Annotated in this window: 19 protein-coding genes; 16 read left to right on the top strand and 3 right to left on the bottom strand. The window is 39.1% G+C overall.

What is annotated here, in order from left to right; translation table 11 throughout:
• Positions 1-7 precede the first annotated feature (7 nt).
• On the top strand, positions 8-916 hold the full coding sequence (locus tag WDM69_RS07975; RefSeq protein ID WP_078307818.1) for a LysR family transcriptional regulator: 909 nt from the start codon (positions 8-10) through the stop codon (positions 914-916).
• An 80-nt stretch (positions 917-996) separates the two neighbouring features.
• Here WDM69_RS07975 and rsmI read toward each other — a convergent pair whose 3' ends face one another.
• Positions 997-1869, bottom strand: a complete 873-nt coding sequence (rsmI, locus tag WDM69_RS07970; protein WP_078307821.1) for a 16S rRNA (cytidine(1402)-2'-O)-methyltransferase — start codon at positions 1867-1869, stop codon at positions 997-999.
• Between the two features lie 171 nt (positions 1870-2040).
• On the opposite strand from rsmI, the gene WDM69_RS07965 reads away from it, so the two are divergent.
• Positions 2041-2463 (top strand): YraN family protein, encoded by a 423-nt coding sequence (locus tag WDM69_RS07965; protein WP_078307822.1) that lies wholly within the window; start codon positions 2041-2043, stop codon positions 2461-2463.
• A 232-nt stretch (positions 2464-2695) separates the two neighbouring features.
• Here the strand turns inward: WDM69_RS07965 and WDM69_RS07960 are convergent, their stop codons facing one another.
• Entirely contained in the window at positions 2696-2890 is a 195-nt protein-coding gene (locus WDM69_RS07960) for a hypothetical protein (protein WP_338755276.1), read from the bottom strand.
• Positions 2891-3061: 171 nt separating this feature from the next.
• Here WDM69_RS07960 and WDM69_RS07955 point away from each other — a divergent pair, with 171 nt between their 5' ends.
• The 7 genes from WDM69_RS07955 to WDM69_RS07925 all read left to right on the top strand — a co-directional run bounded on the left by WDM69_RS07955 (position 3062) and on the right by WDM69_RS07925 (position 8250).
• On the top strand, positions 3062-4264 hold the full coding sequence (locus WDM69_RS07955) for a phage/plasmid replication protein, II/X family (RefSeq protein ID WP_338755275.1): 1203 nt from the start codon (positions 3062-3064) through the stop codon (positions 4262-4264).
• 78 nt (positions 4265-4342) lie between these two features.
• Positions 4343-4651 carry a hypothetical protein gene (locus WDM69_RS07950; RefSeq protein ID WP_338755274.1) on the top strand — a complete coding sequence of 103 codons (309 nt, stop codon included), beginning with the start codon at positions 4343-4345 and terminating at the stop codon, positions 4649-4651.
• A 100-nt stretch (positions 4652-4751) separates the two neighbouring features.
• Positions 4752-4949 carry a hypothetical protein gene (locus WDM69_RS07945; protein WP_338755273.1) on the top strand — a complete coding sequence of 66 codons (198 nt, stop codon included), beginning with the start codon at positions 4752-4754 and terminating at the stop codon, positions 4947-4949.
• A gap of 10 nt (positions 4950-4959) precedes the next feature.
• Entirely contained in the window at positions 4960-5247 is a 288-nt protein-coding gene (locus tag WDM69_RS07940; protein WP_338755272.1) for a hypothetical protein, read from the top strand.
• A gap of 189 nt (positions 5248-5436) precedes the next feature.
• The gene (locus WDM69_RS07935; protein WP_338755270.1) at positions 5437-6855 is read left to right on the top strand and encodes a hypothetical protein; all 1419 of its coding nucleotides are present in this window, start codon (positions 5437-5439) and stop codon (positions 6853-6855) included.
• Positions 6852-7145 (top strand): DUF2523 family protein, encoded by a 294-nt coding sequence (locus WDM69_RS07930; RefSeq protein ID WP_338755269.1) that lies wholly within the window; start codon positions 6852-6854, stop codon positions 7143-7145. Before WDM69_RS07935 ends, WDM69_RS07930 begins: the two co-directional genes overlap by 4 nt.
• Complete coding sequence (locus WDM69_RS07925; RefSeq protein ID WP_338755268.1) at positions 7138-8250, top strand: zonular occludens toxin domain-containing protein; 1113 nt, start codon at positions 7138-7140, stop codon at positions 8248-8250. Before WDM69_RS07930 ends, WDM69_RS07925 begins: the two co-directional genes overlap by 8 nt.
• A 484-nt stretch (positions 8251-8734) precedes the next feature.
• On the opposite strand, the gene WDM69_RS07920 is transcribed toward WDM69_RS07925, so the two are convergent.
• Positions 8735-8929 carry a hypothetical protein gene (locus WDM69_RS07920; RefSeq protein ID WP_338755276.1) on the bottom strand — a complete coding sequence of 65 codons (195 nt, stop codon included), beginning with the start codon at positions 8927-8929 and terminating at the stop codon, positions 8735-8737.
• Between the two features lie 171 nt (positions 8930-9100).
• On the opposite strand from WDM69_RS07920, the gene WDM69_RS07915 reads away from it, so the two are divergent.
• The 7 genes from WDM69_RS07915 (at position 9101) to WDM69_RS07885 (ending at position 14289) form a co-directional block, all read left to right on the top strand.
• The gene (locus WDM69_RS07915; RefSeq protein WP_338755275.1) at positions 9101-10303 is read left to right on the top strand and encodes a phage/plasmid replication protein, II/X family; all 1203 of its coding nucleotides are present in this window, start codon (positions 9101-9103) and stop codon (positions 10301-10303) included.
• A 78-nt stretch (positions 10304-10381) separates the two neighbouring features.
• A complete protein-coding gene (locus WDM69_RS07910) occupies positions 10382-10690 on the top strand; it encodes a hypothetical protein (RefSeq protein ID WP_338755274.1) in 309 nt (102 codons plus the stop codon).
• Positions 10691-10790: 100 nt separating this feature from the next.
• On the top strand, positions 10791-10988 hold the full coding sequence (locus tag WDM69_RS07905) for a hypothetical protein (protein WP_338755273.1): 198 nt from the start codon (positions 10791-10793) through the stop codon (positions 10986-10988).
• Between the two features lie 10 nt (positions 10989-10998).
• Positions 10999-11286: a hypothetical protein gene (locus WDM69_RS07900; RefSeq protein WP_338755272.1), complete on the top strand. Its 288-nt coding sequence runs from the start codon at positions 10999-11001 to the stop codon at positions 11284-11286.
• A 189-nt stretch (positions 11287-11475) separates the two neighbouring features.
• On the top strand, positions 11476-12894 hold the full coding sequence (locus WDM69_RS07895) for a hypothetical protein (RefSeq protein WP_338755270.1): 1419 nt from the start codon (positions 11476-11478) through the stop codon (positions 12892-12894).
• Positions 12891-13184, top strand: coding sequence for a DUF2523 family protein (locus WDM69_RS07890; RefSeq protein ID WP_338755269.1), 294 nt, complete (start codon positions 12891-12893; stop codon positions 13182-13184). Before WDM69_RS07895 ends, WDM69_RS07890 begins: the two co-directional genes overlap by 4 nt.
• Positions 13177-14289, top strand: a complete 1113-nt coding sequence (locus WDM69_RS07885; protein ID WP_338755268.1) for a zonular occludens toxin domain-containing protein — start codon at positions 13177-13179, stop codon at positions 14287-14289. Before WDM69_RS07890 ends, WDM69_RS07885 begins: the two co-directional genes overlap by 8 nt.
• Positions 14290-14658: the final 369 nt, after the last annotated feature.

The following is a 14658-nucleotide window of genomic DNA, read 5'->3' as shown; positions in this document are numbered from 1 at the left end:
AAATATTATGAATATCACCATCAAACAATTACGGGCGTTTATCACAGTGGCAAAGTACCAAAACTTCACAGCAGCAGCACAACATTTGCATCTGTCTCAATCAGCACTGAGTGGTTTAATCAAAGAGCTGGAAAATACGCTTGGTTTTCAAGTATTTGACCGAACCACACGGCAATTAAACCTATCGCAGTTGGGGGAGCAATTATTGCCACAAGCCCAACGTATCATTCATGAATTGATGGTGTTTGAAAGTCAGATAACCATGTTTAATAAATTAGAGCAAGGGCAAGTGCGTATTGCGGTTTCTCAGCAGTTTGCTGCCTCGATGATGCCAATGGTGATTGCCAATTTTCAAAAAACTTATCCGCACATTCAATTCACCTTGATTGATTGTTCAGTTGAGATGGTTCTGCAAAGGGTACAGAGCATGGATGTGGATTTTGGACTTGGAGCAGAGCGGGCATTTGATGATGATATTAAAGCAGAGTTTTTGTTTGAATTGCCCTTTTTTGTGGTCATGCCCTCGCATCATCGTTTAAGCCAGCAATCACAAGTGCGATGGTTGGATTTACAAGATGAGCCAATGATTACATTACAAGGACCATTTACCAAGCATTTATTGCAAGATTTGCCTGAGACATTGGCTCAAGTATTAAAACAGCCACAATATGAAGTGAACTTTTTATCAACAGCCTTTGCTTTGACTAAACAAGGTTTGGGACTGACATTGTGCTTACCTTACGCATCAGAACGGGTGTCTCAACAAGGTTTGGTGATGAAACAGTTGATTAACCCTGTGATAAAACGGCGATTTTTTTTATACCAACGCACCCATCGCACATTATCACCTGCCATGATGGCTTTTAAAAAATTTTTAAGTGGTATGTACCCAGCATCATCAAGTCATTTTAAATAAGTAACTTTAAATAAGTAACTTTAAAATAAGCAACCTTAAATTTTTACTCATTTTGGCTTGTTTTTGTGATGTTGGTTTTATCATGTTTGCTTTTGTAATCGTAACATTCGTTCATATAGAACGTTTTTTCTGATTCCTGTGATGTCACTTGCCAGTTGGGCGGCTTTTTTTATTGATAAATCTTGCAACAGGCGTGTTAACAATTTATCATGTTTTGCCACATCATCGGTGGGTTTATTTGCCCCAGCCACCACCAGCACCATCTCACCTTTTTGTTGATGATTATCCGCTTGAATAAAATCAGATAAACCTGCAAGCGTTGTGTGATGAATGGTTTCAAAGGTTTTACTCATCTCTCGGCAAAAGGTAACTTCACGCTCCTTACCCAATACTGCCATCAAGTCTGTCACACAATCAATAATGCGATGCGGTGCTTCATAAAAAATCATGGTGGCATTCATGTTTTGAAGTTTGGTAAGCTCACTTTGTCGCCCTGAAGTTTTGGCAGGCAAAAATCCATAAAAATAAAACTTATCTGAAGGCAACCCTGCCACCGATAACGCCATGATGGCTGCACACGCTCCAGCCACAGGTGATGTTTTAATGCCATTGTCATGACACGCTTTAACCAGTCGAAACCCAGGGTCACTGATGAGCGGTGTGCCTGCATCTGAGATTAGGGCAATGGTGTTGCCTTGTTGCAAAAGTTCAATAAGTTTGCTGGTTTGGCTGTTGGCATTGTGGTCATGGTAGGCGATGGTTTTGCTGGTGATGTTAAAGTGGTTAAGCAATTTGCTTGATGTGCGGGTGTCTTCACAGGCGATGAAGTCAGCGGTTTTTAGGCAGTTGATGGCGTGAGCGGTGATGTCGCTCAGGTTGCCAATGGGTGTGGCGACGATGTAAAGTGTGCCTTGGGCTGGGATACCTTGGGTTGGGGTTTGCTGATTGGTCATTTTTTTTCTCAAACATGTGAAAATCTGATGATATTATAAACCATTTGGATATGCGGTTTGTTCAACATATGGACTGTCAGACTTTATCATAAGTCATCATGATAAAACTTCATTCCCCCAAACTTAATGTCTCTAAATAAACTTAATGCCCCTAAATTAATGCCCCGAAAAATGAAACTTAACTCCCCCAAACAACAGCAAGGCAATCACTATGAAACCCTTGCCAAACACCATCTTGAAGCTCAAGGCCTAACGTTTTTTGCTAAAAACTGGCACCATAAAAATATTGGTGAGCTTGATTTGGTGATGATTGATGATAGGGAACAATTGCCAAGCCTTGTGATTGTCGAAGTGCGTCAGCGAAACATGAGCAATTTTGGCACAGGTTTAGACAGCATCACCCCCAGCAAACAGCGTAAAATCATCAAAGCCACCCAAGCTTTTTTGCAATGCCATGAGCAGTTTGCAGATTATGATGTGCGATTTGATGTGGTGGTATTTCACGGCTCAATCAATGGCTCAACAATCAATGGCTCAACAATCAAAGATGAGCAAGTTCCATTGATTTGGCTTCAATCCGCCTTTATTGCGTAACTTCTTATTATGTAACAAGGTTATGACAAAAGTTCGCCATGCTAGGCTTGTCCAAGCATGGCGGTTTTTTGCCTGAGCGTTAGCGAAGGTGTAATCATAATGTGTATTGTGCGAAGTTTGGCAAAGCTAAGGGTGAATTGTTGAGCGAAGGGAAGGAGTGTGAGCGACTGAGCGAGACAAACCCACCATCTATGGTGGTGGGTTTAGGCGACAAATTTGACGTTTTTTTAATTTATGTTCTTATTATCAAGCTTCCGCTTTCTGATACTTCAATTTTTTTAATTGTCATTTCTAGTATTTTGTGGACTAATTCACTTTCTTTAGAAATTCCTCTTAACCCTTTATCTGCCAATTCATTATTTAACTCTATCATTTTTTTATAAAGGGCTTCTCTTTCCCATTTTTTCAGATATACAGTTTCTGACATAAACACCTCTTTTGGTATAACTAAGTTTTTATAGAATTCTATAGAATATTTATATTTTTTGTTGACTATAGAAATATAGTTCTATAGACTTCTATAGAATTATTGTTAATTTAGGGGTCTTTAATGTCTCTAATGATAGATACAGTCTTAGTCTTGATACCAATTCACAAGATGTATACTCGTGCTACTGATTATGTTTATGAGATTATCGGAGATGTTACAGACTATGATTTAAAGGCTGCCTCTCGTTATGTATCGAAACAAGATGATGGCACTAAAATCCCGTTTGAGCTTTATCACATGCAAGAAAGCTTACCAACATCACACACGGGCATAGGTTTTAAGTTTTTTCACCGTGCAAACAACTATCTGCCTTACGTCCAATTGAATTGTTCAATCGCTAAAATTGTTCAAGGTCATAATGTTTATGGGTCTTGCAACATGATTACAGGGATTTTAGAGATGCTTGGTGTATTTAAAGAGACATACCCTGAATTTTGTAAGTATTTAGACTTTGCCAATGCTGAGATTTCACGCTTTGACATCACGTTACCTGCTCAAACACAATCATTAGAGACTGCCATTCGTGTGCGTGAGTATCTACGTAACGTCGATTGGGGACGCTATCGTAACTTGTGTATCTTAAACAAAGATGGCTGTATCAATACTTTGTATTTTGGTAGTCGTAAAAGCGATGTTGGTGGATTTAAAGTTTATTGCAAAGGGGTCGAATTGGTTAACAATGAGATTAAACCCCTTCAACATAAAGCTAAGAAAGGTTGTTTAACCAGTATTCACAAGTTAACCCATATTTTCACTGATGATGTGCAGGATTTTGCAAGTAAATCGGTAAGAATTGAAGTCATTGTTAAGCGTGAGATGATTAAGCAGTTTGGATTACCGACGAACCTTTGGCAATTATTACGCCATCAGCTAAATAACCCAGACATTTATAAAACCTTATTTCACCATAAAACCAAAGATTTTTTTGAAGCAATGCAAGGTATTACCATGCCTACAGACGACATCAAAGTTTATGAAATTCTACTTAATAAGCTAACAACCATAACTCCCACTGGCAAAAAGTCGACAACCAGAGCCAGTCATGCTTATAACTTTTATAAGCGCTTAAAACAAGATGGGTTCTATGAGGTTAAACGCACAAGTAATGAACGTACATTTCAAAGAAATGTCAAATCCCTAGTAGACGCAGGTTTTAAACGCTCTGATTTACAAAACCTAGCCAAAAATGAAGAAACCCAAATATTAAGATTATTAAACCTAGACTTTAACGCACCTTTACCGAAGTCTTACAAAGAACCTGTTTCAACTTACTTTGATGAGTTTAAACAATATTTAATCAATGTCGCATAGGAGCATAACCATGTACCCACCACAAACCCCATTTATCAGAGACTTTGATAAATATTTTAGCAAACAAGGAGTTTAAAAATGATTACTAAATCTGAATTAACAATCACTGGTGCTTATCCGAACAAAGGCACTTTTAAAAATTCAGATGGTGAAACCATTGATTACGACCATTGCAAATTTTATGTTGAAATGCCTTTAAAGAAAGGTAAAGGCGTATCTACTGCTGAATTCAAAGCGTTTACCGCTTCTGAATTTGACACAATATTTAATGTTGATTTACCCGCTAAAGCAGAAATCAGCTTTGAGCGTGTCGTTAATAATGGTAAGTCTGTAGAAACCATTGTTGCTATAGATTTTAAGTCTAAACCGCAGGTTACTAAGTCTTAAAAAAAACCAGTGAACCCAACACACAATAGCAAGGTTACCCCATGAGCAAACACAAGCTCATGGCGAACTGACACACTGACAGTTAACAATGGTAAACAACATGAAAGTCTGTGAACAGTTAGCAAACAGACCCAATATTTACGGTGAGTATGCCTGTAAACACTGGCAACAACTACCAGATACACAGATTTCAGGGAATGACCATATCACCCCTGAACTAGCAGGGGCATTGATAACCTTTGCCCTTATCATCAACGTCTTAGCCATGGGTATTCGTGGCATGAGGCAGTCATTTTAGGAGAATGAACATGTCAAACGCTGTTCGTGTCATCGACACAATGCAAGAACAACCCAAACCAAGCATGTGGCAACGTGCAAAGGGTTTTGTACAACAAAAGACTTACCAAGTCGCTACCGTTGGTGCGGTTGGTATTACCGCCATGTCATCGGCTAATGCCGCTGACTTTACTTTAGACACAACATCAATCATCGCAGCCATTGGTGTTACCTTAGCTGCGGTAACAGCAGTGGCATTATCAGCAGTTACCATACCGTTGGTGATAAAAGGCGTGAAGTACGTAAAGGCTGCTTTTTAATCACACATTAACAAACAGTCATCAGCGAGACTAAACCCCCAATAGGGACAGATACAGCGGTCACGCTGGGACTGGCACTATTGGGGGTTTTTATGTCTGCACACGATGCCACATGGTTGATGTTTATATTCATAAGCGTCTTAGCAATAAGGGACATGTTCAATGGTTAAGTATCTTTTAGTCTTGTCTATGTTCTTTGCTACATCTGTATTTGCAGGTGGTGCAGGCGGTTCATGGGGTGAACCAACACAACCCACAAAACCAGCCCCCACAAATGACACTGGCGATTACACAGGCGGTGGCGGTAAATTTGGTGGCACAGGTGCAGGTGGTAGCTGGGGCGATGACTATTCAGGCGGTGGTGGTAAATTTGGTGGTAGCGGAGCAGGGGGGTCATGGAACAGCAGTTCATCAAGCTCATCAAGCTCATCAAATAGCGGTGCATCATGTACAAATGACGGCTGGGAATTTGAATACATTGTACTTTCAGATAGAAAATCATTTAACAGTCTAGAACAAGCTTGCAGATACGTTTGGTCTAAAGAATTTTTAAACAAAAAAGGTTACAAAGAAACAAGACAATCGAGTGGTTCTTCTCGTGGTAAATACTATCGTAAAATAAAAGTCATTGATGACTGGTCTGCTCAATGTAGTATACATGTCGGCGATAGAGACTATGAATATGACAATAATATTGGTGGTTATGGCATTCGTGGTTGGAATGTCGCTAAATATTATAAAGGCAAAGTCGAAATCTGCGACCCTGAAACCATGCCCCCAATCCCAAACTTTCCCATGCCACCTGCCCCTAATCCAACCACTCCTAACACTCCAAGCGGTGGCGATGGTAGCACTGGCGGTAATGGCAATGGTGGCACAGGTGGCAACACAACCAATCACAACCACACAACAAACAACTACAAATGGGACATCACAACCAATAACCACAACACAACCAACAACACAAACCACATCACAAACAATCACGGCATATCAGATGACAAAATCAATGCTTTAATTATTGCGATAAAAAATCAAAATCATGATATTGATTTAACTAACGTTATCAATGCGATTAACACAGTTAATCAAAGCATTAACAACTTATCTTTTGAGCAAATAAAAAGCATTGAAGTTGACTTAACAGCAGTTATTAACGCAATCAATGCTAACAAATATGATGACACACAACTTCAGGCTAAACTGAATGAGTTGGCACAACAGATTGTTCAAACAAATGCCAAGCTTGATACAATCATTGACACATTAAATCGCCCACAACAATGCTCAACAAATCCATTTAATAAAAAGATTTGTGATTTCATTGATTGGTTTCAAGGTAGCATACCACCACTTGATGACAATTCTGCTGTGTCTGTTGATGATGGCAGTCATTTTGACTGGCAAAGCATCGCTCAAAATAATTATCTAACCTTACCGTCATCATGTCCTTTTAACCCTTTGTTTAACGTACCTTTCTTAGGCAAGGCGGCATCTATTGTCTTTCCGATGGACATAGTTTGTCGTGGGGCAGTCATGCTTAAAGTATTGATACTGTTATGGGCATCATTCACCAGTCTTAGAATAATAGGAGATACACCGCTATGAGCATTTGGAGTAATGTTGTTAATGTGGGCAATGTCATTTTGCATAGTGGCATTAAGCGATTGTTACTGGGTGCTGGGTTGGGTCTAACGAGTGGGGCAGTGGTTCTTGTTGTCTTTAATTACTATCTCACCAAGTTTATTAATGCCTTTGACATGATAGACAGTGATTATATTGGTTTACTTGGATTGATGGGGGTTGATAAAGCAGTGTCAATGATAGTTGGGGCATATGTCATCAGATTGACAATATTATCAACACGTTTAAGCATAAGAGCAAAATCACATGAGTGATATTAAGCCAAATTACAACATTAACGGCCTTGGCAATGGCTTAATTACGGGTTTACAAGGTGCTGGTAAATCGCACTTTGTTATGACACAAATCAAATGCTTGCTTGATGACACAGACATAAATATTTACTTGATTAACGTTGATGGTGTTACTTTAGAGCATGACAGGCTTACTTTAGCCAATGCCGATTTTAACTGGATAAAAGACGCTGAAAAAAACAGCATTGTCATCTATGATGAAGCTGGCACTATTGAGCGATTTAGTAATAGCAGTAAAACAATCAACAGTAACCCTGAAGTTGCTCAATTGACAATGTTAAGGCATCATGGCAAACAAGTGTTCTTTGTCGCTCAAGACCCAAGTTTACTGCACCCAGCAGTTAGAAAGCTGATGGTGCGTCATCTGCATTTCAGCAACCCCTACAACGACCCTAATAAAACTCATTGTTTTGTCTTTCCGCAAACCATTGATAGAATAGACAGCGTGTCAAAAACTTGGAAAAAATCAGCAATACAAGAATTTGAACATACTCTTTATCCTGAAATATTTGCACTTTACAAGTCTGTTGACGATGGGGCTAACCATGTCAAAACAAAGCAAGTCAATCATAAAGCAAGGCGTGTATTTATCGCTGTTGCCATCATAGCTGTATTGGCACTGTTAGCCTTTGCCACGGCTTTGTATTTTGGTTTATCGTGGTATCGTGATTTTGACAAAATAGAGACAACCGAAGTTATTGAAACGGTTACTGAACAAGTCAATCCAGTGTCTGCTCAAGTAGTACCAGTCAATCAAATGGCAGATGATGGCAATGCCATGTACGCACGAGAACAAGAATTATATGCCGAGCGTCTGCCAAATGACTATAAGCTATTATCTGCTAACGATGAATTGCGTGTCTCTGGGGTTATTCTTATGGGTAAACATTGCCGTGCCTATAACGCCAAAGGTGAGCAATTAACAATCTCTGATGATGATTGTCATCTCATATCAACTAAAGGCATTAAGATTAAAGGTGGTCAAAAAAATCAGCTCATCACTCAGCACACAATGCCACAACAACAATCTACAGGCAACACACTTGAGCAATCTCAACCGTATTAACTTAAGCATGCCGCCCCATCGCACCCCATAGCCACAGAAAAGCAGTTTGCAAGACGCAGTGTCAAGGGCAGTTATAAAATAAATTAGGTCGCTTTTGCCTAATTTATTTTATAACTGGGCGAAGCCTTTACCCTTGACACAAGTCGCAAACTGTTAAAACCATGGCTATATGGGGTGTGTGGGGCAATATCGACAATCAGAATGTCAACATAAAAGAATTTAACAGCCAGTCATAAAAACCGATTAGCCAAACTTCGCACAATGTAACAAGGTTATGACAAAAGTTCGCCATGCTAGGCTTGTCCAAGCATGGCGGTTTTTTGCCTGAGCGTTAGCGAAGGTGTAATCATAATGTGTATTGTGCGAAGTTTGGCAAAGCTAAGGGTGAATTGTTGAGCGAAGGGAAGGAGTGTGAGCGACTGAGCGAGACAAACCCACCATCTATGGTGGTGGGTTTAGGCGACAAATTTGACGTTTTTTTAATTTATGTTCTTATTATCAAGCTTCCGCTTTCTGATACTTCAATTTTTTTAATTGTCATTTCTAGTATTTTGTGGACTAATTCACTTTCTTTAGAAATTCCTCTTAACCCTTTATCTGCCAATTCATTATTTAACTCTATCATTTTTTTATAAAGGGCTTCTCTTTCCCATTTTTTCAGATATACAGTTTCTGACATAAACACCTCTTTTGGTATAACTAAGTTTTTATAGAATTCTATAGAATATTTATATTTTTTGTTGACTATAGAAATATAGTTCTATAGACTTCTATAGAATTATTGTTAATTTAGGGGTCTTTAATGTCTCTAATGATAGATACAGTCTTAGTCTTGATACCAATTCACAAGATGTATACTCGTGCTACTGATTATGTTTATGAGATTATCGGAGATGTTACAGACTATGATTTAAAGGCTGCCTCTCGTTATGTATCGAAACAAGATGATGGCACTAAAATCCCGTTTGAGCTTTATCACATGCAAGAAAGCTTACCAACATCACACACGGGCATAGGTTTTAAGTTTTTTCACCGTGCAAACAACTATCTGCCTTACGTCCAATTGAATTGTTCAATCGCTAAAATTGTTCAAGGTCATAATGTTTATGGGTCTTGCAACATGATTACAGGGATTTTAGAGATGCTTGGTGTATTTAAAGAGACATACCCTGAATTTTGTAAGTATTTAGACTTTGCCAATGCTGAGATTTCACGCTTTGACATCACGTTACCTGCTCAAACACAATCATTAGAGACTGCCATTCGTGTGCGTGAGTATCTACGTAACGTCGATTGGGGACGCTATCGTAACTTGTGTATCTTAAACAAAGATGGCTGTATCAATACTTTGTATTTTGGTAGTCGTAAAAGCGATGTTGGTGGATTTAAAGTTTATTGCAAAGGGGTCGAATTGGTTAACAATGAGATTAAACCCCTTCAACATAAAGCTAAGAAAGGTTGTTTAACCAGTATTCACAAGTTAACCCATATTTTCACTGATGATGTGCAGGATTTTGCAAGTAAATCGGTAAGAATTGAAGTCATTGTTAAGCGTGAGATGATTAAGCAGTTTGGATTACCGACGAACCTTTGGCAATTATTACGCCATCAGCTAAATAACCCAGACATTTATAAAACCTTATTTCACCATAAAACCAAAGATTTTTTTGAAGCAATGCAAGGTATTACCATGCCTACAGACGACATCAAAGTTTATGAAATTCTACTTAATAAGCTAACAACCATAACTCCCACTGGCAAAAAGTCGACAACCAGAGCCAGTCATGCTTATAACTTTTATAAGCGCTTAAAACAAGATGGGTTCTATGAGGTTAAACGCACAAGTAATGAACGTACATTTCAAAGAAATGTCAAATCCCTAGTAGACGCAGGTTTTAAACGCTCTGATTTACAAAACCTAGCCAAAAATGAAGAAACCCAAATATTAAGATTATTAAACCTAGACTTTAACGCACCTTTACCGAAGTCTTACAAAGAACCTGTTTCAACTTACTTTGATGAGTTTAAACAATATTTAATCAATGTCGCATAGGAGCATAACCATGTACCCACCACAAACCCCATTTATCAGAGACTTTGATAAATATTTTAGCAAACAAGGAGTTTAAAAATGATTACTAAATCTGAATTAACAATCACTGGTGCTTATCCGAACAAAGGCACTTTTAAAAATTCAGATGGTGAAACCATTGATTACGACCATTGCAAATTTTATGTTGAAATGCCTTTAAAGAAAGGTAAAGGCGTATCTACTGCTGAATTCAAAGCGTTTACCGCTTCTGAATTTGACACAATATTTAATGTTGATTTACCCGCTAAAGCAGAAATCAGCTTTGAGCGTGTCGTTAATAATGGTAAGTCTGTAGAAACCATTGTTGCTATAGATTTTAAGTCTAAACCGCAGGTTACTAAGTCTTAAAAAAAACCAGTGAACCCAACACACAATAGCAAGGTTACCCCATGAGCAAACACAAGCTCATGGCGAACTGACACACTGACAGTTAACAATGGTAAACAACATGAAAGTCTGTGAACAGTTAGCAAACAGACCCAATATTTACGGTGAGTATGCCTGTAAACACTGGCAACAACTACCAGATACACAGATTTCAGGGAATGACCATATCACCCCTGAACTAGCAGGGGCATTGATAACCTTTGCCCTTATCATCAACGTCTTAGCCATGGGTATTCGTGGCATGAGGCAGTCATTTTAGGAGAATGAACATGTCAAACGCTGTTCGTGTCATCGACACAATGCAAGAACAACCCAAACCAAGCATGTGGCAACGTGCAAAGGGTTTTGTACAACAAAAGACTTACCAAGTCGCTACCGTTGGTGCGGTTGGTATTACCGCCATGTCATCGGCTAATGCCGCTGACTTTACTTTAGACACAACATCAATCATCGCAGCCATTGGTGTTACCTTAGCTGCGGTAACAGCAGTGGCATTATCAGCAGTTACCATACCGTTGGTGATAAAAGGCGTGAAGTACGTAAAGGCTGCTTTTTAATCACACATTAACAAACAGTCATCAGCGAGACTAAACCCCCAATAGGGACAGATACAGCGGTCACGCTGGGACTGGCACTATTGGGGGTTTTTATGTCTGCACACGATGCCACATGGTTGATGTTTATATTCATAAGCGTCTTAGCAATAAGGGACATGTTCAATGGTTAAGTATCTTTTAGTCTTGTCTATGTTCTTTGCTACATCTGTATTTGCAGGTGGTGCAGGCGGTTCATGGGGTGAACCAACACAACCCACAAAACCAGCCCCCACAAATGACACTGGCGATTACACAGGCGGTGGCGGTAAATTTGGTGGCACAGGTGCAGGTGGTAGCTGGGGCGATGACTATTCAGGCGGTGGTGGTAAATTTGGTGGTAGCGGAGCAGGGGGGTCATGGAACAGCAGTTCATCAAGCTCATCAAGCTCATCAAATAGCGGTGCATCATGTACAAATGACGGCTGGGAATTTGAATACATTGTACTTTCAGATAGAAAATCATTTAACAGTCTAGAACAAGCTTGCAGATACGTTTGGTCTAAAGAATTTTTAAACAAAAAAGGTTACAAAGAAACAAGACAATCGAGTGGTTCTTCTCGTGGTAAATACTATCGTAAAATAAAAGTCATTGATGACTGGTCTGCTCAATGTAGTATACATGTCGGCGATAGAGACTATGAATATGACAATAATATTGGTGGTTATGGCATTCGTGGTTGGAATGTCGCTAAATATTATAAAGGCAAAGTCGAAATCTGCGACCCTGAAACCATGCCCCCAATCCCAAACTTTCCCATGCCACCTGCCCCTAATCCAACCACTCCTAACACTCCAAGCGGTGGCGATGGTAGCACTGGCGGTAATGGCAATGGTGGCACAGGTGGCAACACAACCAATCACAACCACACAACAAACAACTACAAATGGGACATCACAACCAATAACCACAACACAACCAACAACACAAACCACATCACAAACAATCACGGCATATCAGATGACAAAATCAATGCTTTAATTATTGCGATAAAAAATCAAAATCATGATATTGATTTAACTAACGTTATCAATGCGATTAACACAGTTAATCAAAGCATTAACAACTTATCTTTTGAGCAAATAAAAAGCATTGAAGTTGACTTAACAGCAGTTATTAACGCAATCAATGCTAACAAATATGATGACACACAACTTCAGGCTAAACTGAATGAGTTGGCACAACAGATTGTTCAAACAAATGCCAAGCTTGATACAATCATTGACACATTAAATCGCCCACAACAATGCTCAACAAATCCATTTAATAAAAAGATTTGTGATTTCATTGATTGGTTTCAAGGTAGCATACCACCACTTGATGACAATTCTGCTGTGTCTGTTGATGATGGCAGTCATTTTGACTGGCAAAGCATCGCTCAAAATAATTATCTAACCTTACCGTCATCATGTCCTTTTAACCCTTTGTTTAACGTACCTTTCTTAGGCAAGGCGGCATCTATTGTCTTTCCGATGGACATAGTTTGTCGTGGGGCAGTCATGCTTAAAGTATTGATACTGTTATGGGCATCATTCACCAGTCTTAGAATAATAGGAGATACACCGCTATGAGCATTTGGAGTAATGTTGTTAATGTGGGCAATGTCATTTTGCATAGTGGCATTAAGCGATTGTTACTGGGTGCTGGGTTGGGTCTAACGAGTGGGGCAGTGGTTCTTGTTGTCTTTAATTACTATCTCACCAAGTTTATTAATGCCTTTGACATGATAGACAGTGATTATATTGGTTTACTTGGATTGATGGGGGTTGATAAAGCAGTGTCAATGATAGTTGGGGCATATGTCATCAGATTGACAATATTATCAACACGTTTAAGCATAAGAGCAAAATCACATGAGTGATATTAAGCCAAATTACAACATTAACGGCCTTGGCAATGGCTTAATTACGGGTTTACAAGGTGCTGGTAAATCGCACTTTGTTATGACACAAATCAAATGCTTGCTTGATGACACAGACATAAATATTTACTTGATTAACGTTGATGGTGTTACTTTAGAGCATGACAGGCTTACTTTAGCCAATGCCGATTTTAACTGGATAAAAGACGCTGAAAAAAACAGCATTGTCATCTATGATGAAGCTGGCACTATTGAGCGATTTAGTAATAGCAGTAAAACAATCAACAGTAACCCTGAAGTTGCTCAATTGACAATGTTAAGGCATCATGGCAAACAAGTGTTCTTTGTCGCTCAAGACCCAAGTTTACTGCACCCAGCAGTTAGAAAGCTGATGGTGCGTCATCTGCATTTCAGCAACCCCTACAACGACCCTAATAAAACTCATTGTTTTGTCTTTCCGCAAACCATTGATAGAATAGACAGCGTGTCAAAAACTTGGAAAAAATCAGCAATACAAGAATTTGAACATACTCTTTATCCTGAAATATTTGCACTTTACAAGTCTGTTGACGATGGGGCTAACCATGTCAAAACAAAGCAAGTCAATCATAAAGCAAGGCGTGTATTTATCGCTGTTGCCATCATAGCTGTATTGGCACTGTTAGCCTTTGCCACGGCTTTGTATTTTGGTTTATCGTGGTATCGTGATTTTGACAAAATAGAGACAACCGAAGTTATTGAAACGGTTACTGAACAAGTCAATCCAGTGTCTGCTCAAGTAGTACCAGTCAATCAAATGGCAGATGATGGCAATGCCATGTACGCACGAGAACAAGAATTATATGCCGAGCGTCTGCCAAATGACTATAAGCTATTATCTGCTAACGATGAATTGCGTGTCTCTGGGGTTATTCTTATGGGTAAACATTGCCGTGCCTATAACGCCAAAGGTGAGCAATTAACAATCTCTGATGATGATTGTCATCTCATATCAACTAAAGGCATTAAGATTAAAGGTGGTCAAAAAAATCAGCTCATCACTCAGCACACAATGCCACAACAACAATCTACAGGCAACACACTTGAGCAATCTCAACCGTATTAACTTAAGCATGCCGCCCCATCGCACCCCATAGCCACAGAAAAGCAGTTTGCAAGACGCAGTGTCAAGGGCAGTTATAAAATAAATTAGGTCGCTTTTGCCTAATTTATTTTATAACTGGGCGAAGCCTTTACCCTTGACACAAGTCGCAAACTGTTAAAACCATGGCTATATGGGGTGTGTGGGGCAATATCGACAATCAGAATGTCAACATAAAAGAATTTAACAGCCAGTCATAAAAACCGATTAGCCAAACTTCGCACAATGTATGTTAGGTTAAGTTGGGCATGGTAAAACATGTTTATGATTGATATAATCAACCTTTTTTAATCATTTTAGCTTGTTAGCTTGATGGCTAATAATCAAACCATT

The organism is Lwoffella lincolnii (assembly GCF_037201985.1).
Lineage (GTDB): Bacteria > Pseudomonadota > Gammaproteobacteria > Pseudomonadales > Moraxellaceae > Psychrobacter > Psychrobacter lincolnii.
The sequence above is the reverse complement of the archived record's forward strand: the minus strand, read 5'-3'. Positions and strand labels throughout refer to the sequence as shown.

Bases quoted from the DNA above. Each gene is read 5' to 3' on its own strand.
- WDM69_RS07975 (WP_078307818.1), top strand. From the start codon at position 8: ATGAATATCACCATCAAACAATTACGGGCGTTTATCACAGTGGCAAAG.
- rsmI (WP_078307821.1), bottom strand. From the start codon at position 1,869: ATGACCAATCAGCAAACCCCAACCCAAGGTATCCCAGCCCAAGGCACA.
- WDM69_RS07965 (WP_078307822.1), top strand. From the start codon at position 2,041: ATGAAACTTAACTCCCCCAAACAACAGCAAGGCAATCACTATGAAACC.
- WDM69_RS07960 (WP_338755276.1), bottom strand. From the start codon at position 2,890: ATGTCAGAAACTGTATATCTGAAAAAATGGGAAAGAGAAGCCCTTTAT.
- WDM69_RS07955 (WP_338755275.1), top strand. From the start codon at position 3,062: ATGTATACTCGTGCTACTGATTATGTTTATGAGATTATCGGAGATGTT.
- WDM69_RS07950 (WP_338755274.1), top strand. From the start codon at position 4,343: ATGATTACTAAATCTGAATTAACAATCACTGGTGCTTATCCGAACAAA.
- WDM69_RS07945 (WP_338755273.1), top strand. From the start codon at position 4,752: ATGAAAGTCTGTGAACAGTTAGCAAACAGACCCAATATTTACGGTGAG.
- WDM69_RS07940 (WP_338755272.1), top strand. From the start codon at position 4,960: ATGTCAAACGCTGTTCGTGTCATCGACACAATGCAAGAACAACCCAAA.
- WDM69_RS07935 (WP_338755270.1), top strand. From the start codon at position 5,437: ATGTTCTTTGCTACATCTGTATTTGCAGGTGGTGCAGGCGGTTCATGG.
- WDM69_RS07930 (WP_338755269.1), top strand. From the start codon at position 6,852: ATGAGCATTTGGAGTAATGTTGTTAATGTGGGCAATGTCATTTTGCAT.
- WDM69_RS07925 (WP_338755268.1), top strand. From the start codon at position 7,138: ATGAGTGATATTAAGCCAAATTACAACATTAACGGCCTTGGCAATGGC.
- WDM69_RS07920 (WP_338755276.1), bottom strand. From the start codon at position 8,929: ATGTCAGAAACTGTATATCTGAAAAAATGGGAAAGAGAAGCCCTTTAT.
- WDM69_RS07915 (WP_338755275.1), top strand. From the start codon at position 9,101: ATGTATACTCGTGCTACTGATTATGTTTATGAGATTATCGGAGATGTT.
- WDM69_RS07910 (WP_338755274.1), top strand. From the start codon at position 10,382: ATGATTACTAAATCTGAATTAACAATCACTGGTGCTTATCCGAACAAA.
- WDM69_RS07905 (WP_338755273.1), top strand. From the start codon at position 10,791: ATGAAAGTCTGTGAACAGTTAGCAAACAGACCCAATATTTACGGTGAG.
- WDM69_RS07900 (WP_338755272.1), top strand. From the start codon at position 10,999: ATGTCAAACGCTGTTCGTGTCATCGACACAATGCAAGAACAACCCAAA.
- WDM69_RS07895 (WP_338755270.1), top strand. From the start codon at position 11,476: ATGTTCTTTGCTACATCTGTATTTGCAGGTGGTGCAGGCGGTTCATGG.
- WDM69_RS07890 (WP_338755269.1), top strand. From the start codon at position 12,891: ATGAGCATTTGGAGTAATGTTGTTAATGTGGGCAATGTCATTTTGCAT.
- WDM69_RS07885 (WP_338755268.1), top strand. From the start codon at position 13,177: ATGAGTGATATTAAGCCAAATTACAACATTAACGGCCTTGGCAATGGC.